Source organism: Pseudomonas sp. LBUM1640 (genome assembly GCF_059716225.1).
In genome coordinates this window covers 5,015,801-5,034,193 of sequence record NZ_CP166816.1, presented here as the reverse complement: position 1 = coordinate 5,034,193, position 18,393 = coordinate 5,015,801, and the positions used below count along the sequence as shown (strand labels likewise).

Here is an 18,393-nt window from a genome sequence, read left to right as displayed (position 1 = left end):
TAAAAAAATGCTAATCGGGTCTGCCTTGGTGCGTATTAAGGTATAGCCTTTAACCCGCTATCGTTATGACAGTACAAAAACTTACCGAGACCCGTGAATGTTTTACCGGCTGCTGTGGTCACAGCCATGCCAAGCCGAGTTCACGCGGTCTGTTCCAGCCGCTAAATTTGTCGTTCGGGAATCTTTCATGCGTCTGTGTAAATTCTTCTTTGTAGGCTGCTTGTCGTTGGTCAGCCTGGCGAGTCATGCCGAAACCCTCAATGGCCTCTATCAAGTACTTGAACCTGTCAGCAGCCAGTCGCCCCAAGAGCGCGACCAGGCCACCCAGCGCGCGGTGCAAACCCTGGTGATCCGCCTGACCGGCGACGCCAAGGCCGTCGACGGCCCGGGCCTGGCAGCAATTGGCAAAGACCCGCAACAAATCATCAGCCAGTACGGCTACGACGCCGGCCCGCCGGAAAGCCTGCAAGTGGACTTCGACCCGGTCAGCACGGACCGCGCCCTGCGTGAGGCTGGCTTGTCGATCTGGGGCAGCAATCGGCCGTCGATTCTCGGCTGGTGGCTGAACGACTCCACCGAAGGCAGCAGCCTGGTCGGTGATGGTCAAGCAGTGGCCGGTGCCCTGCGCCGCGCGGCGCAACACCGTGGCCTGCCATTGCGCCTGCCGCTGGGCGACCTGGATGAGCAAGTCGTCGCGACTGCACCGAATCTCGAAAGCGCCGACGCCACGCCTCTGCGCGCAGCCTCCGAGCGCTACGGCGCCGATGCGTTGCTCGCTGTGCACGCCCGCCAGGAAGGTAATCAATGGCAGGCCAAATGGCGTTTGTGGCTGGGCGACAAAAGTGAGCAGGGCACCGCCCAGGGCGCGGACACCGGTGCTGTAGCCGATGCCGTGTTGCTGGCGGTCAGCCAAAAGCTGGCGCCACGCTTCGCTGTCAAGCCGGGTGTGAGCAGCGAGCAACTGCTCGAAGTGCAAGGCATGACCCTGGAGCGCTACGCCGCCCTGGGCCATCTGCTCGAACCCTTTGGTGGTCAGCCGCAGCTCGTGGATGGCAACCGCATCGTGTATCGCGTCAACGGCAGTGCCGATCAATTGCGTACGCAGTTGAGCCTGGCCAAGTTGCAGGAAGTGCCGGCAGGTGAAGCGCCTGTCCAGCAGCCGGTGGTGGACGGTACACAGCCGGCCGCCGCACCTGAACCTCAGGCGCAGCTGCGTTTTCGTTGGTAACTGTTCTTCCTATATAGATAGAAGCAAATAATGGAGTGGTTTATGGCGGATACGCGTCGTTGGGTGTGGCTTGGCGGGATTGTCCTGCTGTGCGTTTTTGTGTTCTTGCTGCATTCGATCCTGACGCCGTTCCTGGTTGCGTTACTGCTGGCCTATCTGTTCGATCCTGTGGTGGATCGCCTGGAGAAAGCCGGCCTGTCGCGCACCTTGGGCGTGGTGACGGTGTTTGCCCTGTTCACGTTGATCATCACCGCGTTGGTGCTGGTGCTGGTGCCAATGCTCGCCAAGCAGCTGTTTCGCTTGTATGAGCTGGCGCCACAAATGCTCGACTGGCTGCAGCACACGGCAATGCCGTGGGCGCAGGCGAAGCTGGGGCTGGCGGACGGCTTCTGGAAGTTCGACAAGGTCAAGGCGGCCATCAGTGAACACATGGGGCAGACCACCGATATCGTCGGTGTGGTGCTCAGCCAGGCCACGGCCTCCAGCCTGGCGCTGATCGGCTGGTTGACCAATCTGGTACTGATCCCGGTGGTGGCGTTCTACCTGCTGCGTGACTGGGACCTCATGATGGCCAAGATCCGCAGCCTGCTGCCGCGTAACAGCGAAGAGCGCATCGTCTCCCTGGCAGAAGAGTGCCATGAGGTGCTCGGCGCATTCGTGCGGGGGCAGTTGCTGGTGATGTTGGCGTTGGGAGTTATCTACGCGGCCGGCCTGATGGCGATCGGCCTGGAGCTGGGCCTGTTGATCGGTTTGATCGCGGGTTTGGCCGCTATCGTGCCGTACATGGGCTTCGTGATCGGTATTGGCGCGGCGCTGGTCGCCGGGTTGTTCCAGTTTGGTGGCGACCTGTACCCGATGCTGGGGATTGTGGCGGTGTTCATGGTCGGCCAAGCCCTGGAAGGCATGGTGCTGACGCCGTTGCTGGTGGGGGACCGAATCGGCCTGCACCCGGTGGCGGTGATCTTTGCGATCCTGGCGGGCGGCGAGCTGTTTGGCTTTACTGGCATCTTGCTGGCCCTGCCGGTGGCGGCGGTGATCATGGTGTTGGTGCGCCATGTGCACGATCTGTACAAGGATTCGGATGTGTACACCGGGGTTGAAGACCCCGACTTGTAACCGCTTCGTCACAAACCCGGCTTAGGCCGGGTTTGTCGTTTCTGTGGGCGGGGTGTCAAACAATTTGCGCAAATCGACCCGAGTTAACGCAAACCTTTGATTTTGCTTGTGGTCTGCTGCATTGTGCGCCCGGCGTCACGGGTATAAACTTTGCAAACTTTACACAGAGGCCACTAGCGGTTCGTTTGGAGCCGTTCAGTCAGCATGAAACCGATTCAGCTGCCCTTGGGTGTGCGTCTGCGTGACGACGCCACCTTTATCAATTACTACCCAGGCGCCAATGCCGCTGCACTCGGCTATGTCGAGCGGCTCTGCGAAGCCGACGCCGGGTGGACTGAAAGCCTGATCTATCTGTGGGGCAAGCACGGCGTGGGGCGTACCCACCTGTTGCAGGCCGCGTGCCTGCGCTTTGAACAGATGGGTGAACCGGCGGTTTACCTGCCGCTGGCCGAATTGATGGACCGTGGCATCGGTATCTTCGACCATCTTGAGCAATACGAGTTGGTGTGCCTGGACGATCTGCAGGCGATTGCCGGCAAGGCGGATTGGGAAGAGGCGCTGTTTCATCTGTTCAACCGTCTGCGTGACAGCGGCCGACGCCTGTTGATTGCCGCGTCCACCTCGCCGCGTGAACTGCCGGTGAAGCTGGCTGACCTCAAGTCGCGCCTGACCCTGGCGCTGATCTTTCAGATGCGCCCACTCTCCGACGAAGATAAGTTGCGTGCTCTGCAATTGCGCGCATCCCGTCGCGGGCTGCACCTGACCGATGAGGTCGGGCACTTTATCCTCACCCGTGGCACCCGCAGCATGAGCGCGTTGTTCGATTTGCTCGAACAGCTCGATCAAGCCTCGTTACAGGCCCAGCGCAAGCTCACCATTCCTTTCCTCAAGGAAACCCTCGGCTGGTAGCCAAGCCTTGTGTATCGCGGCTTTCGGCAAATTTCAGGCGCCAGAAAACCTGCGTTTGGGCCGCTTTGGCCACGCAACAGGCATGTATTGGGTGTTAAGGGCTTAGATGTCATGCTTCAAACAAGAAGTCACATAGATCGCGATTGAATTTGCAAATCGATGTGATAGAGGGCATAGTCTCGGCTTCTTTACACATCAGCCACGGTCGTGCCCATGCTAAATCGCTTCGCACCCCTCGTGCCTCTCGCACTCGTTACCCTGTTGTTTGGTTGCGCCACCCACACTCAAAACGTGGCTGAGCAGCAAAAACCAGTACAACAGTCTCAGGCAAAATTCGTTGCAGCGCAGTCTTCTACTGTTTATCAAGAAGAGATCGCTACAGAGAAAGAACTGGCCGACTTCGCCGGCAGCAAGCCTTACCAGCTCCCAGTTCTGGCCGACAGCATCCTCGAACGCGGCATGTCCCTGATCGGCACTCGTTACCGTTTTGGCGGCACCTCTGAAGCCGGTTTCGACTGCAGCGGTTTCATCGGCTACTTGTTTCGTGAAGAAGCCGGCATGAATTTGCCTCGCTCAACCCGCGAAATGATCAACGTGAATGCACCGTTGGTCGCACGCAACAACCTCAAGCCCGGTGATCTGCTTTTCTTTAGTACGGCTGGCCGTGGTCGCGTCAGCCATGCCGGTATCTACTTGGGCGATAACCAGTTTATCCACTCCAGCAGCCGTCGCAGTGGCGGTGTTCGCGTCGACAACCTGGGTGACAGTTACTGGAGCAAAACCTTCATCGAAGCCAAGCGCGCACTCGCCATGGCCCCGACTACCGTTACCGCTAGCAAGTAAAGTTAAAGTGATACTTGAAGTTTGACGTGTAAGCGCTAGAATCCTTGGACATTGTTGTAATCCGTTCGCGCGAGCTTTGCTTGCGCGTTCTGGTTTTCAGCGCTCGGCAGCGAAAGCCGCATCCAGACCAGGATTGTTCTGCCCATGTCGACCTCAGCCCGCCTCATTCTGCTTGTTTGCGCCGCGCTCCTCAGCGCCTGCGCAAGCCGCCCACCACCGCCTGCTCCCGTAGCCGTAAAGCCTAAGCCGGTGTTCAATTATTCCACCCAAAGTTTTTCGCCTGCTGCCGAAGACGTGCTCTTTCGCGCGCTGGGCCTGGTCGGCACGCCTTATCGTTGGGGCGGCAACACGCCGGACTCCGGGTTTGATTGCAGTGGTTTGATCGGTTTTGTGTACCGTGACGCGGCGGGCATTTCCTTGCCGCGCACCACCCGCGAACTGATCGTGATGCGTGCCCAGGATGTCAGTGAAAACAACCTGCAGACCGGTGATCTGATTTTCTTCGCCACAGGCGGCGGTTCGCAGGTGAGCCACGCGGGGATCTACGTGGGCGAAGGCCGCTTCGTACATGCACCGCAAACTGGCGGTACGGTGAAGCTGGATACGCTGTCCAAAGCGTATTGGCAGAATGCCTATTTGAGCGCCAAGCGCGTGTTGCCAGCGAACCTGGCGCGCAACCCCTGAATCAAGCAGTGATCAAAATGTGTGAGGGGGCTTGCTCCCGATAGCAAAGTGTCAGTCGCCAGATGGGCTGGCTGATACACCGCTATCGGGAGCAAGCCCCCTCCCACAGTGAGTGATGCGTTGCGTTACTTAGCCTTCGACACCCGCCACACTTTATTCCCCACATCATCGGCCACCAGCAAATCCCCCTGCTGATCAATCACTACGCCCACTGGCCGGCCCATGGCTTTCTCGTCTTTGTCGAGAAACCCGGTCAGCACATCCACCGGCTGCCCTTTAGGTTGGCCACCCTCGAACGGCACGAAGATCACCTTATAGCCACTGTGCGGCTTGCGGTTCCACGAGCCGTGCTGGCCGATAAACGCGCCGTTGCTGAACTGCGCCGGGAGTTTGCTGCCCTCGGCGAAGGTCAGGCCCAGTGACGCTGTGTGCGGCCCCACTGCGTAGTCCGGAGCGATAGCTTTGGCGACCAGGTCCAGGTTTTGCGGAGAAACGCGCACATCCACATGCTGGCCGTAGTAACTGAACGGCCAGCCATAGAACGCCCCATCCTTGACCGACGTGATGTAGTCCGGCACCAGATCGCTGCCGATCTCATCGCGCTCATTCACTGCCGTCCACAGCTTGCCACTCTGCGGTTCCCAGGCCATGCCGTTCGGGTTGCGCAGGCCGGAGGCAAAGATGCGGTGCTGGCCCGTGGCGCGGTCGACTTCCCAGATCGCCGCGCGACCTTCTTCGGCCGCCAGGCCGTTTTCGCCGACGTTGCTGTTGGAGCCGACGCTCACATACAGCTTGCTGCCGTCCTTGCTGGCCACCACGTTTTTGGTCCAGTGGTGGTTGATGCTGCCGCCCGGTAAGTCGACCACCTTGGTGCCGGCTGCCTTGATCGCAGTTTCGCCCGGCTGATAAGGGAAGCGCAGCAACTGGTCGGAGTCCGCCACATACAGGTCGTTGCCGACCAGGGTCATGCCGAACGGCGAATTGAGGTTCTCCAGGAACACCGTGCGCGTTTCGGCGACGCCATCATGGTCGGCGTCGCGCAGTAACGTGATGCGGTTCGGGCTCGGCACGCCCGCGCCCGCGCGGCCCATGACCTTCTCCATCACCCAGCCGCGAATGCCCGCGGAATCATCCGGCTTGGGCGGCGCGTTGGTTTCCGCGACCAGCACGTCACCATTGGGCAATACATACAGCCAGCGCGGGTGATCCAGGCCTTCGGCAAACGCCGCGACCTGGGTGCCTGAAGCGGCTGTCGGCTTCGCGCCGTCTGGCCAGCCAATCGCCGGGGCGATGTTCACCGTGGGGATCAGGGTTTTGTTCGGTTCCGGCAGCTTGGGTGAAGGCCCAGTGCCGTCGGAGACCTGCAAGGTAGAGCTTTCGCCACAGGCGGCGAGGGTGCCTGCGAGCATGATCAGTAAGGCGAGTCTGGTTTTATGCATGGTTTTCTCCTTAATACCTGTAAGGGTAGAGGAGCACGGCAGTCGGATGGTTCAAGTGCAAGGCCAGCTTTAATTGACGCTCCACCCCCAACCCACTAACCTTCGCGGCTTGTTCCAGGTGCTCTGTGGCCGTGTGCCGACAGAGTGAAACAGGGAAGCCGGTGAGTGAGCGCACTTGTACACAGTGCAGCCGCGATTCCGGCGCTGCCCCCGCAACGGTAAATGAGTCAAGACGGTGCCTTTTGCCACTGTATCGCTGGCGATATGGGAAGGCGCGCCGTTGGCCTGCTTCTATAACGAATGCGCCACTCATGAGTCCGGAGACCGGCCTGGAGCATCCAACAGCATCACGGTGGGCGATGCTTGGCTGTCTGTTTTTTCTTTTTCCTGCCCGCCGTTTTTGTCCAGCCCCAACGGAGAGCTGCCATGACTGATTCCCCCGAACGCGACGAACGCCACCTGGCGCGCATGCTGCGCAAAAAAGCCGTGATCGATGAGCGCATCGCCAATTCCCCGAACGAGTGCGGGCTGCTGCTGGTGCTTACCGGCAACGGCAAAGGCAAAAGCAGCTCGGCGTTCGGCATGCTCGCCCGCGCCATGGGCCACGGCATGCAGTGCGGCGTAGTGCAGTTCATCAAGGGGCGTAACAGCACCGGCGAAGAGTTGTTCTTCCGCCGCTTTCCCGAGCAAGTGCGCTTTCATGTGATGGGCGAAGGTTTTACCTGGGAAACCCAGGACCGCCAGCGCGACATCGCCGCCGCCGAAGCCGCATGGGCGGTTTCCCGCGAACTGCTGCAAGACCCCTCCATCGGCCTGGTGGTTCTTGATGAGCTGAACATCGCCCTCAAGCACGGCTACCTCGATTTGGACCAAGTGCTCAGCGACCTGCAAGCCCGCCCGCCGATGCAGCACGTGGTGGTCACCGGCCGTGGCGCCAAGCCTGAGCTGATCGAAATGGGCGACACCGTCACCGAAATGGGCATGCTCAAACACGCATTCCAGGCCGGTATCAAGGCACAGAAGGGCGTCGAACTTTGAATCAGCCCCGTCATTGCCCGGCCGTATTGATCGCCGCACCGGCATCCGGCCAGGGCAAAACCACCGTCACCGCCGCGTTGGCGCGTTTGCACCGCAACCTGGGGCGCAAGGTGCGCGTGTTCAAATGCGGGCCGGACTTTCTCGACCCGATGATTCACGAGCGCGCCAGCGGTGCGCCGGTGTATCAGTTGGACATGTGGATGGTCGGTGAGCAGGAAAGTCGGCGTTTGCTGTGGGAAGCAGCGGGCGAGGCCGACCTGATCCTGATCGAAGGCGTGATGGGCCTGTTCGACGGCACGCCCTCCAGCGCGGATTTGGCGCGGCACTTCGGTGTGCCGGTACTTGGCGTGATCGACGGCACCGCCATGGCCCAGACCTTTGGCGCGCTGGCATTAGGCCTGGCGCGCTACCAACCGGACCTGCCGTTCGCCGGCGTGCTGGCCAACCGCGTCGGCACCCTGCGCCACGCGCAACTGCTGGAAGGCAGCCTCACCGAAGGCCTGCGCTGGTACGGCGCGTTGTCGCGTGAAACCGGAATCGAACTGCCCAGCCGCCACTTGGGCCTGGTGCAAGCCAGCGAATTGAATGACCTCGACGTGCGCCTGGATGCCGCCGCCCAAGCCCTTGGCAGCAGTTGCGAAGTTGCCTTACCGCCGCCAGTCACCTTCGCCGCGCCTGAAGTGGTCGAGGCCGAGCCGTTGCTGGCCGGCGTGCGCATCGCCGTGGCCCGCGACGAAGCGTTTGCCTTTACCTATGGCGCCAGCCTCGACCTGCTGCGCGCGATGGGCGCCGAATTGCGCTTCTTCTCGCCGATCCACGACCGCGAATTGCCTGACGCCGACAGCCTCTATTTGCCCGGTGGTTACCCGGAATTGCATCACCAGGCGCTGTCGGAAAACACCCCGATGCTCGACGCTATCCGCGCGCATCACGCCGCCGGCAAACCGTTGCTCGCCGAATGTGGTGGCATGCTCTACCTGCTGGATTCGCTCACCGATGTCGATGGCACCCGCGCCGAGTTGGTCGGCCTGCTGCAGGGCGATGCGGTGATGCAAAAGAAACTCGCGGCCCTGGCCCTGCAAAGCGTCGAGTTGCCGGAAGGCGTGCTGCGCGGGCACACCTATCACCATTCGCTGACCAGTACCGAGTGGCAGCCGATTGCCCGCGGCTTGAGCCCCAACGGTGGACGCGGCGCTGAGGCGGTGTACCGGCAGGGGCGGATGACGGCTTCCTACGTGCACTTTTACTTCCCGTCGAATCCGACGGCAGTGGCCGCATTGTTTGCGCCGGGCCTTGAGACCGCTATCGCCGACAAGCCAGCTCCCACATTGGATTGTGTTTCAACTCGGTCAACTGTGGGAGCGGGCTTGCCCGCGATAGGGCCATGACAGATAACGCTTTTCCTGAAGCCGACCGCCAGGCCGTCTACCGCGCCATCGCCGAACGCCGTGACATGCGCCACTTCACCGGCGGCAACGTCGCCCCCGAATTGCTGCAGCGCCTGCTGCAGGCCGCACACCAGGCGCCCAGCGTCGGCCTGATGCAGCCCTGGCGTTTTATCCGCATCAGCGATCGCCAACTGCGCGGTCAAATCCAGCAACTGGTGGAAGAAGAGCGCGTGCGCACTGCCGAGGCCTTGGGCGAGCGCTCCGATGAGTTCATGAAGCTCAAGGTCGAAGGCATCCACGACTGCGCCGAGGTACTGGTGGCAGCGCTGATGGATGATCGCGAACGTCACATTTTTGGCCGCCGCACGTTGCCGGAAATGGACATGGCGTCGTTGTCCTGTGCGATCCAGAATCTGTGGCTGGCCGCCCGCGTCGAAGGCCTTGGGATGGGCTGGGTCTCGCTGTTCGAACCGCAAGCCCTGGCTGACCTGCTGGGCTTGCCGCCCGGCGCCAAACCCCTGGCGGTGTTGTGCCTGGGCCCGGTCGCCGAGTTCTACCCGGCACCGATGTTGCAACTCGAAGGCTGGACCGAACCACGGCCGCTGAGTGACATGGTGTATGAGAATGTGTGGGGAGTGAGTCAATGAGTGTGGCCTTGCTGTGTGTCGCAGCGGTGGCGTTGGATGCGCTGCTGGGTGAGCCCCGGCGCTGGCATCCGCTGGTAGCGTTCGGCAATTTCGCCGGGCGTATCGAGCAACGGTTCAACAGCGGTGGGCGCGGTTGGCGCAGCCACGGCGTGACCGCGTGGTTTATCGCGGTGGTGCCGCTGACCCTGCTGGCTACCGCATTGTCGTGGGCGCCGTATATCGGCTGGGTGCTGGAGACAGTGGCGCTGTACCTGGCGCTGGGCATGCGCAGCCTTGGCGAGCATGTAATTCCGGTGGCCCAGGCCCTGCGCAGTGATGACCTGGATGAAGCGCGCAAACGCGTGAGTTACCTGGTCAGCCGCCAGACCAGCGAACTGGACCGCACCGAAGTCGCGCGCGCCGCGACCGAGTCGGTACTGGAAAACGGCAGTGACGCGGTGTTCGCCGCGTTGTTCTGGTTTGTCGTTGCCGGTGTGCCGGGCGTGGTGCTCTATCGCCTGAGCAACACCCTCGACGCCATGTGGGGCTATCGCAACGAACGCTTCGAGCGCTTTGGCTGGGCGGCGGCAAAAATCGACGATGTACTCAACTACATTCCTGCACGTCTGGTGGCATTGACCTACGCCGTGCTCGGCAAAACCCGTCTGGCGCTTAAATGCTGGCGTACCCAGGGCCCGACGTGGGACAGCCCCAACGCCGGCCCGGTGATGGCGGCCGGTGCCGGTGCACTCGGCGTTGAACTGGGCGGCGCGGCGATCTATCACGGTGAGCTGCATCAGCGCCCGCAACTGGGTGAAGGCCCGGCGGCCGACGCCGATTCCATCGACCGTGGTTGGCAACTGGTGCAGCGCGGTGTGTGGTTATGGTTGTTGATCCTCTGCGCGGGGGCGCAATTTTATGCTTGAGCACGGTGGGCGGCTGCGTAAGGCAGTGATTCAGTACGGGATTGCCGAGGCGGACTGGCTCGACCTGTCCAGCGGCCTGGCGCCCTGGCCATGGGCGATCCCCGAGATCCCGTTGCGGGCCTGGGCACGGTTGCCGGAAACCGATGATGGCCTGGAAAAGGCCGCCAGTGAGTATTACGGCGCTGCCCATGTATTGCCGGTGGCAGGTTCCCAGGCGGCGATCCAATTACTGCCGCGCCTGCGCCGCTCTGGCAAGGTCGGCGTGTTGTCGCCGTGTTATGCCGAACACGCCGAAGCCTGGCGCCGCGCCGGTTACGTGGTGCGCGAAGTGCAGGAGCAGGAAGTCGACTTCTTTCTCGATGGCCTCGACGTGCTGGTGGTGGTCAATCCGAACAACCCCACGGGCCTAAGCCTGAGCCCGCAACGCCTGCTGGACTGGCACTCGCGGCTGGCCCAGCGCGGCGGCTGGCTGGTGGTGGACGAAGCGTTTATGGACGTGACCCCGCAGTTGAGTTTGGCCAGCCAGGCTCATCAAGTCGGCTTGATCGTCTTGCGCTCATTCGGCAAATTTTTTGGCCTGGCCGGTGTGCGCCTGGGCTTTGTGCTGGCGGAACGCAAGCTGCTCAAGCTGCTTGCCGAACAGCTCGGCCCTTGGGCGGTCAGTGGGCCGACGCGGGTGCTCGGCCAAGTGTGCCTGCGCGATACGGCGGGGCATGTCCATCAGCGTAATCGTTGTATCGAAGCCGGCCAGCGCTTGTTTGACCTGCTTGAGCGTCATGGCTTTCAACCCCATGGCGGCTGCGCGTTGTTCCAATGGCTGATCACGCCTCACGCCGAGCGCATGCACGAATTCATGGCCCAGCGCGGCATCCTGTTGCGCTTGTTTATCCACGACAGCAGCCTGCGCTTCGGCCTGCCCGACACTGAGGCCGATTGGATGCGCCTCGATGAAGCCCTGGCCGCCTACAAGGACGCTGCATGAGTACGCTGATGGTGCAAGGCACCACCTCCGACGCGGGTAAGAGCACGCTGGTGACCGCGTTGTGCCGCTGGCTGGTGCGCCAAGGTATCGCCGTGGTGCCGTTCAAACCGCAGAACATGGCGCTCAACAGCGCCGTCACCGCTGAAGGCGGCGAGATTGGCCGCGCCCAGGCGGTGCAAGCCCAGGCCGCCAACCTGGCGCCACACACCGACATGAACCCGGTGCTGCTCAAGCCCAACAGTGACACCGGCTCCCAAGTGATTATCCATGGCCGTGCCGTGACGAGCATGAACGCCGTGGCCTATCACGACTACAAAGCCATCGCGATGCAAGCGGTGCTGGCCTCCCACGCGCGGTTGAGCGATGCCTACCCGGTTGTCATGGTGGAAGGCGCGGGCTCCCCGGCGGAGATCAACCTGCGCGCCAATGACATCGCCAATATGGGCTTCGCCGAGGCGGTGGATTGCCCGGTGCTGCTGATCGCCGATATCAATCGCGGTGGCGTGTTTGCCCATCTGGTCGGCACCCTGGAGTTGCTTTCGCCGACCGAACAGGCGCGGGTCAAGGGCTTCATCATCAACCGCTTTCGTGGCGATATCGCGCTGTTGCAGCCGGGGCTGGATTGGCTCGAAGCGCGCACCGGCAAACCGGTAGTGGGCGTGTTGCCCTACGTGATGGACCTGCACCTGGAAGCCGAAGACGGCATCGACCAGCGCCAGATCGACAAGGCCGCGCAGGTGCTCAAGGTGGTGGTGCCGGTGTTGCCACGTATCAGCAACCACACGGATTTTGACCCGCTGCGCCTGCACCCGCAGGTGGATTTGCAGTTTGTCGGGCCAGGCCAGCCGATTCCGGCGGCTGACCTGATTATCCTGCCGGGCTCTAAAAATGTACGCAGTGACTTGGCGTATCTGCGCACCAACGGCTGGGACACTGCCATTGCGCGACACTTGCGCTATGGCGGCAAGGTGCTGGGGATTTGCGGCGGGTTGCAGATGCTCGGTGAGCAGGTGCATGACCCGCTTGGGTTGGAAGGGCTGGCCGGGTCCAGTAACGGCCTCGGGTTGCTGGCGTTCAGTACGACGCTGGAGGAGGAGAAGCAGCTGCGCAATGTGCGCGGGCGGTTGCTGCTGGAGGACGCCGAGGTCAGTGGTTATGAGATCCATGCGGGTGTGACGTCCGGCAGTGCTTTGTCGCGGGCTGCTGTGCTTTTGGATGACGGCCGCAGTGACGGCGCCCAGAGTGAAGATGGCCAGATTCTCGGCACCTATCTGCATGGCCTGTTCGAGACGCCGACGGCGTGCAGTGCGTTATTGCGCTGGGCTGGGTTGCAGGATGTGCAAGAGGTGGATTACCACGCCCTGCGCGAGCGCGATATCGAACGCCTGGCGGACCTGGTCGAGAACCACTTGGATACCGATTTGTTGCGCACGCTGTGTGGGATCTGACGGTGTGCACACGGACTTTATGTGGGAGCTGGCTTGCTCGCGAAGGCGGTGGGTCGGCGTACATATCCATTCCTTTGGTAACGGCCACTTATGGTTCCGCTCTTACAGCGGGTCACTTTTGGAAGAGCCAGCGTGGTTTAACGGGGCGACTGAGATCAAAATCAAAAGCCAGATCAAAAGCAGATCTGCTTTCCTGTGGGAGCTGGCTTGCCTGCGATGGCGCCCTGCCAGCCAACAACGTTCTAACTGACGCACCACGCCCAAAAGGTGGGAGCGGCGGTGCGACGATTCGACTTGCTCGCGAATACGGTGGGTCAGTTAGCTCGTTTGTAGCTGACCCACCGCATTCGCGAGCAAGCCCGCTCCCACATTGGAGAGGTCACGCCTCAAGTTATCGACTGGCCGAAAAAGGTGCCTTCCCATGTATCAGTTGATCCTCGGTGGTGCCCGCTCCGGCAAAAGCCGCCTGGCCGAAAGGCTCGCTGCTGAAAGTACTTTGCCCGTCACCTATATCGCCACCAGCCAGCCGCTGGATGGCGAGATGAACGAGCGCGTTGCGCTGCATCGCCAGCGCCGTCCCGAGCATTGGGGCCTGATCGAAGAGCCTGTCGAGCTGGCGCGGGTGCTGCGCGAGAACGCATCGGCCGAACGCTGCCTGCTGGTGGATTGCCTGACCCTGTGGCTGACCAATCTGCTGATGCTCGAAGACCCGGCACGCCTGGCGTTCGAGCGTGACCAGTTGCTGGAAACCCTGGCCTCGCTGCCAGGTGAAATCATTTTTGTCAGCAACGAGACCGGTTTGGGTGTCGTGCCGCTGGGCGAATTGACTCGCCGCTATGTGGATGAAGCCGGTTGGCTGCATCAAGCCTTGGCCGAGCGGTGTCAGCGTGTTGTCCTGACCGTCGCCGGCCTGCCCCTGACTTTGAAAGGTACTGCGTTATGACTGACACCTGGTGGCTCAACCCCTGCAAGGCCATTGTCGCTTCGGCGCACGAACAAGCGTTGGCTCGCCAACAGCAACTGACCAAGCCTGCCGGGTCTCTCGGCCAGTTGGAGGCCGTGGCGGTGCAGTTGGCCGGCCTGCAAGGCCAGGTCAAGCCGTCGGTGGATCACGTGTGGATCGCCATCTTTGCCGGTGACCACGGCGTGGTTGCAGAAGGCGTGTCGGCATATCCCCAGGAAGTGACCGGGCAGATGCTGCACAACTTTGTCAGCGGCGGTGCGGCCATCAGCGTATTGGCGCGGCAGTTGGATGCGCAGTTGGAAGTGGTCGACCTCGGCACGGTGGCGCCGTCGCTGAGTCTGCCGGGTGTGCGTCACCTGAATATCGGCGCGGGCACGGCCAACTTCGTCAACGGCGCGGCGATGACTGAAGCTCAGGGCCGCCTGGCCTTGCATGCCGGTCGCGACAGTGCACGCCGAGCCTTGGAAAGCGGCGCGCAGCTGTTTATCGGTGGTGAAATGGGCATCGGCAATACCACTGCGGCCAGTGCACTGGCGTGTGCGTTGCTCGACTGCCCGGTCAGCGATCTGACCGGCCCAGGCACCGGTTTGAATACCCAAGGCGTCAGCCACAAGGTGGCCGTTATCGAGCGCGCGCTGGCGTTGCATGCAGCGCAACGTGGCGACGCGCTGCAAACGCTGTTCAACCTCGGCGGTTTTGAAATCGCCGCGCTGGTCGGGGCTTATCTGGCCTGTGCCCAGGAAGGCATCGTGGTGCTGGTGGACGGGTTTATCTGCACGGTCGCGGCGCTGGTCGCCACGCGCCTGAATCCGGCGTGCCGCGAGTGGCTGGTGTTCGGCCATCGCGGCGCCGAGCCTGGCCATCGGCATGTGCTGCAAAGTCTCGACGCGCAACCCTTGCTGGAGCTGGGTTTGCGTTTGGGCGAAGGCAGCGGTGCGGCGCTGGCCGTGCCGTTGTTGCGCCTGGCGTGCGCGCTGCACGGGCAGATGGCGACGTTCGCCGAAGCGGCCGTGGCAGATCGCCCGGCATGACCTTGCACCTGGACCTGTTGCGCCACGGCGAAACCGAGCTGGGCGGCGGCCTGCGCGGCAGCCTGGACGACGCGTTGACCGCCAAGGGCTGGGAACAAATGCGCGCCGCGCTGGTGGAGCAGGGGCCGTGGGATCGGTTGGTGAGCTCGCCGCTGCAACGTTGCGCACTGTTTGCCCATGAGTTGGGCGCCCGGCTGAAGCTGCCGGTGACGCTGGAAAAGGATGTGCAGGAGCTGCACTTCGGCGCCTGGGAAGGGCAGAGCGCAGCCGCGCTGATGCAGACCGACGCTGAGGGGCTGGGCCTGTTCTGGGCGGATCCCTACGGTTTCACGCCGCCTGAGGGCGAGCGCGTCAGCGACTTTTCCGACCGTGTTCTCGGCGCCGTCTCACGTTTGCATCAGGCGTATGCCGGTGAGCGTGTGTTGTTGATCAGCCACGGTGGCGTGATGCGCCTGCTGCTGGCGCGGGCGCGCGGCTTGCCTCGGGAGCAACTGCTGAATGTCGAAGTTGGCCACGGTGGGTTGTTCAGCCTGCAGGTGGCGGACGATGGCGTGTTGAAAGAAGGAATCTGACGATGTTGCCGTTCTGGATCGCCCTGCAATTTCTCAGCAGCCTGCCGATTCGTCTGCCGGGCATGCCGCAGCCTCAGGAATTGGGGCGTTCGCTGCTGTTTTATCCGCTGGTCGGGTTGTTGTTCGGGGTGCTGTTATGGGCGCTGAATACGGTATTGATGGGCGCGCCGTTGTTGCTGCACGCCGCGCTGTTGCTGACGGCATGGGTGCTGCTCAGTGGCGGTCTGCACCTGGACGGCCTGGCGGACAGCGCCGATGCCTGGCTCGGTGGGTTTGGCGACCGTGAGCGCACGCTGACCATCATGAAGGACCCGCGCAGCGGGCCAATTGCGGTGGTTACCTTGGGCTTGGTGTTGCTGCTCAAGTTCAGCGCATTGGTGGCCTTGATCGAGCAACACAACGGCGCAGCGCTGATTCTGGCGCCGCTGATCGGGCGCGCGTCGATGCTGGCGCTGTTCCTCACCACACGCTATGTGCGTGCAGGCGGATTGGGCCAGGCGCTGTCGGATCATTTACCGCGAATCGTGGGCCAGCAGGTGCTGATCCTCAGTGGCCTGGCCTGCCTCCTGATCGGCGGTTTCAGTGGCGGGATTGCCGTTTTACTCGCTGCCCTGTGCTTTATCGGTTTGCGCCAGCTGATGGTCAATCGGCTCGGCGGCACCACCGGCGACACGGCCGGCGCACTGTTGGAGCTGCTGGAAGTCGCGGTTTTGGTCTGCTTGGCGCTGTAACACTTTCTTGCATTTCCATAATCGCGGGTATATACACCTTCCATGCTTGCCTCCCAATGTTTATGCACCAACCTGCGACGTGCCGCCCGTGGCGTCAGCAGGCATTACGACGGCGCTCTCGACGGCTTCGGGATCAACGTCGCCCAGTATTCTTTGCTGTGTAACCTGCAGCGCCTCGACCAACCGAGCATTTCCAGCCTGGCCGAAGCCATGGGCCTGGATCGCAGCACCTTGGGGCGCAACCTGCGGGTATTGGAGGGCGAAGGCCTGGTGCAGATGGTTGAGGGTGATGACCTGCGCAACCGCCTGGTGTTGTTGACTGCGGCCGGCGAAGAACGCCTGGCTGCCGCGTTGCCGGCGTGGGAGGCGGCGCAGCAGAAATTGATTGATCAGTTGGGCGCCGAAAAGCGCGAAACCTTGTTGGCCTTGCTGGACGAACTCGCCTGAGCGCGAGTTTGTTCGAATACAAGCGGGTATATACCCGCGAGCGGAGAATAAGAAATGACCTCGATGTGGCGCACCAGTGGCTGGGTTCTTGTGGGGAGTGCACTGATCCTGGCGCTGTCCTTGGGCGTGCGGCATGGTTTTGGCCTGTTCCTGGCGCCGATGAGCACGGAATTCGGCTGGGGCCGTGAGACCTTTGCTTTCGCCATCGCCTTGCAAAACCTGATCTGGGGCCTGGCACAGCCGTTTACCGGCGCCTTGGCCGACCGTTTTGGCGCCACCAAAGCCGTGTTTGTCGGTGGGGTGCTGTACGCCGTGGGCCTGGTGTTGATGGGCATGTCTGACTCCGCGTGGTCGTTGTCCTTGAGTGCGGGCTTGCTGATCGGGATCGGCCTGTCGGGCACATCGTTTTCGGTGATTCTCGGTGTTGTCGGACGCGCCGTACCGCCGGAAAAACGCAGCATGGCCATGGGCATCGCGAGCGCCGCAGGTTCCTTCGGGCAATTCGCCATGGTGCCGGGCACCTTGGGCCTGATCGGCTGGCTGGGCTGGTCGGCCGCCTTGCTCGCGTTGGGCCTGATGGTGGCGCTGATCCTGCCGCTGGTGGCGATGCTCAAGGACAAACCGCTGCCGGTGATGGTCGGCCAGCAAACCCTGCGTGAAGCGCTGAAGGAAGCCTGCTCCCACTCCGGGTTCTGGTTGCTGGCCTTTGGCTTTTTCGTCTGCGGGTTCCAGGTGGTGTTTATCGGTGTGCACCTGCCGGCGTATCTGGTCGACCAGCATCTGCCGGCCACGGTGGGCACCACGGTGCTGGCCTTGATCGGCCTGTTTAACGTGTTTGGCACCTACACCGCCGGCTGGCTCGGCGGGCGCATGTCCAAGCCGCGCTTGCTTACGGGGCTGTACCTGTTGCGCGCGGTGGTGATCGTGCTGTTCCTGTGGGCGCCGGTGACCGAAGTCACGGCTTACTTGTTTGGCATGGCCATGGGCTTCTTGTGGCTGTCCACCGTACCGCTGACCAACGGCACCGTCGCGACCTTGTTTGGTGTGCGAAACCTGTCGATGCTCGGTGGGATTGTGTTCCTGTTCCACCAGCTCGGTTCGTTCCTCGGCGGCTGGTTGGGCGGGGTGGTCTATGATCGAACCGGTAACTACGATTTGATCTGGCAGGTGGCGATTCTCTTGAGCCTGCTCGCGGCGGCCCTCAACTGGCCGGTGCGCGAGCGCCCGGTGGCGCGTTTGCAGACCCAGATGGAGGCAGCATGAGTGTGACGGTACGTTGGCTGGCCCTTTCGGCAGGCCTGGTTGTGTTGTTGCTGGCCTGGTGGGGCTGGCAGCACGGTGGTCTGGCGTTGATGCAACTGGGGATGTCGATCTGTTAAGTTCTGTGTCTGAACTGACTCAAGGACATTCGAGATGCTGATGCGCTGGCTCGCTGTACCCGTCCTGATGGCTGTTGGCGGTGTGGCCATGGCCGCCAATTGCCCGCCGCTGCTGGAGGGCCAATTGCCCAAGTTGCGGGCCAAGGAATCTATCGATTTGTGCCAGCGCTTTGCTGGCAAGCCGCTGGTGATCGTCAATACGGCCAGCTTCTGTGGTTTCGCGCCGCAGTTCAAAGGCCTCGAGGCCTTGTATCAACGGTATAAAGAGCAAGGGTTGGAGGTGATCGGCGTGCCCTCCGATGACTTCAAGCAGGAAGCCAAGACCGGCGAAGAGACTGCCAAGGTGTGTTACGTGAATTACGGCGTGACCTTCACCATGACCGAACCGCAGAAGGTCAAGGGGCCGGACGCGGTGCACCTGTTCAAGGTCCTGGCGCAGCAGACCAGCGCGCCGAAGTGGAATTTCTATAAGTACGTGGTCGACCGCCAGGGTAAGGTGATCGCCAATTTCTCCAGCCTGACCAAGCCGGACAGCCCGGAGTTGATCGAGGCGGTGGAACAGGCGATCGCGTCTAAACCCTGATCATCGCGCATTAAAAAGCCCCGCCTCCTTTGCAGGAGAGCGGGGCTTTTTTTAGGCGC

General features: G+C 62.1%; 19 protein-coding genes and 1 riboswitch. Of the genes, 18 read left to right on the top strand and 1 reads right to left on the bottom strand.

Annotated features, from left to right (window positions below):
* Positions 1–187: 187 nt before the first annotated feature.
* The 5 genes from ACA065_RS22105 (at position 188) to ACA065_RS22085 (ending at position 4,780) form a co-directional block, all read left to right on the top strand.
* A complete protein-coding gene (locus ACA065_RS22105; protein WP_497691515.1) occupies positions 188–1,228 on the top strand; it encodes a DUF2066 domain-containing protein in 1,041 nt (346 codons plus the stop codon).
* A 42-nt stretch (positions 1,229–1,270) separates the two neighbouring features.
* Positions 1,271–2,344, top strand: coding sequence for an AI-2E family transporter (locus tag ACA065_RS22100; RefSeq protein WP_497691514.1), 1,074 nt, complete (start codon positions 1,271–1,273; stop codon positions 2,342–2,344).
* Positions 2,345–2,548: 204 nt separating this feature from the next.
* On the top strand, positions 2,549–3,253 hold the full coding sequence (gene hda / locus ACA065_RS22095; RefSeq protein WP_017134884.1) for a DnaA regulatory inactivator Hda: 705 nt from the start codon (positions 2,549–2,551) through the stop codon (positions 3,251–3,253).
* A 213-nt stretch (positions 3,254–3,466) separates the two neighbouring features.
* Positions 3,467–4,096, top strand: a complete 630-nt coding sequence (locus ACA065_RS22090; protein ID WP_497691513.1) for a C40 family peptidase — start codon at positions 3,467–3,469, stop codon at positions 4,094–4,096.
* A 144-nt stretch (positions 4,097–4,240) separates the two neighbouring features.
* A complete protein-coding gene (locus ACA065_RS22085; protein WP_497691512.1) occupies positions 4,241–4,780 on the top strand; it encodes a C40 family peptidase in 540 nt (179 codons plus the stop codon).
* Between the two features lie 125 nt (positions 4,781–4,905).
* On the opposite strand, the gene ACA065_RS22080 is transcribed toward ACA065_RS22085, so the two are convergent.
* A complete protein-coding gene (locus ACA065_RS22080) occupies positions 4,906–6,219 on the bottom strand; it encodes a PQQ-dependent sugar dehydrogenase (protein WP_497691511.1) in 1,314 nt (437 codons plus the stop codon).
* 99 nt (positions 6,220–6,318) lie between these two features.
* Positions 6,319–6,566: riboswitch (cobalamin riboswitch) on the top strand.
* 79 nt (positions 6,567–6,645) lie between these two features.
* Between ACA065_RS22080 and cobO the strand changes: the two genes are divergently transcribed.
* From cobO to ACA065_RS22015, 13 genes are all read left to right on the top strand, one after another.
* A complete protein-coding gene (gene cobO, locus ACA065_RS22075) occupies positions 6,646–7,257 on the top strand; it encodes a cob(I)yrinic acid a,c-diamide adenosyltransferase (RefSeq protein WP_497691510.1) in 612 nt (203 codons plus the stop codon).
* Positions 7,254–8,645: a cobyrinic acid a,c-diamide synthase CobB gene (locus ACA065_RS22070; RefSeq protein ID WP_497691509.1), complete on the top strand. Its 1,392-nt coding sequence runs from the start codon at positions 7,254–7,256 to the stop codon at positions 8,643–8,645. The genes cobO and ACA065_RS22070 overlap by 4 nt, the downstream gene beginning before the upstream one ends.
* Positions 8,642–9,292 carry a 5,6-dimethylbenzimidazole synthase gene (gene bluB, locus ACA065_RS22065; RefSeq protein ID WP_497691508.1) on the top strand — a complete coding sequence of 217 codons (651 nt, stop codon included), beginning with the start codon at positions 8,642–8,644 and terminating at the stop codon, positions 9,290–9,292. The genes ACA065_RS22070 and bluB overlap by 4 nt, the downstream gene beginning before the upstream one ends.
* A complete protein-coding gene (cbiB, locus tag ACA065_RS22060) occupies positions 9,289–10,197 on the top strand; it encodes an adenosylcobinamide-phosphate synthase CbiB (RefSeq protein ID WP_497691507.1) in 909 nt (302 codons plus the stop codon). Before bluB ends, cbiB begins: the two co-directional genes overlap by 4 nt.
* Entirely contained in the window at positions 10,190–11,179 is a 990-nt protein-coding gene (gene cobD, locus ACA065_RS22055; RefSeq protein ID WP_497691506.1) for a threonine-phosphate decarboxylase CobD, read from the top strand. Before cbiB ends, cobD begins: the two co-directional genes overlap by 8 nt.
* A complete protein-coding gene (locus ACA065_RS22050) occupies positions 11,176–12,627 on the top strand; it encodes a cobyric acid synthase (RefSeq protein WP_497691505.1) in 1,452 nt (483 codons plus the stop codon). Before cobD ends, ACA065_RS22050 begins: the two co-directional genes overlap by 4 nt.
* Before the next feature lie 421 nt (positions 12,628–13,048).
* Positions 13,049–13,570, top strand: coding sequence for a bifunctional adenosylcobinamide kinase/adenosylcobinamide-phosphate guanylyltransferase (gene cobU, locus ACA065_RS22045; protein ID WP_497691504.1), 522 nt, complete (start codon positions 13,049–13,051; stop codon positions 13,568–13,570).
* A complete protein-coding gene (cobT, locus tag ACA065_RS22040; protein WP_497691503.1) occupies positions 13,567–14,622 on the top strand; it encodes a nicotinate-nucleotide--dimethylbenzimidazole phosphoribosyltransferase in 1,056 nt (351 codons plus the stop codon). Before cobU ends, cobT begins: the two co-directional genes overlap by 4 nt.
* Positions 14,619–15,194 carry an alpha-ribazole phosphatase family protein gene (cobC, locus tag ACA065_RS22035; protein WP_497691502.1) on the top strand — a complete coding sequence of 192 codons (576 nt, stop codon included), beginning with the start codon at positions 14,619–14,621 and terminating at the stop codon, positions 15,192–15,194. Before cobT ends, cobC begins: the two co-directional genes overlap by 4 nt.
* 2 nt (positions 15,195–15,196) lie before the next feature.
* Entirely contained in the window at positions 15,197–15,925 is a 729-nt protein-coding gene (locus tag ACA065_RS22030; protein ID WP_497691501.1) for an adenosylcobinamide-GDP ribazoletransferase, read from the top strand.
* Positions 15,926–15,967: 42 nt separating this feature from the next.
* Positions 15,968–16,372: a MarR family winged helix-turn-helix transcriptional regulator gene (locus tag ACA065_RS22025; RefSeq protein ID WP_497691500.1), complete on the top strand. Its 405-nt coding sequence runs from the start codon at positions 15,968–15,970 to the stop codon at positions 16,370–16,372.
* 54 nt (positions 16,373–16,426) lie between these two features.
* A complete protein-coding gene (locus ACA065_RS22020) occupies positions 16,427–17,635 on the top strand; it encodes an MFS transporter (RefSeq protein ID WP_497691499.1) in 1,209 nt (402 codons plus the stop codon).
* Positions 17,636–17,785: 150 nt separating this feature from the next.
* Positions 17,786–18,334, top strand: a complete 549-nt coding sequence (locus ACA065_RS22015; protein ID WP_497691498.1) for a glutathione peroxidase — start codon at positions 17,786–17,788, stop codon at positions 18,332–18,334.
* Positions 18,335–18,393: the final 59 nt, after the last annotated feature.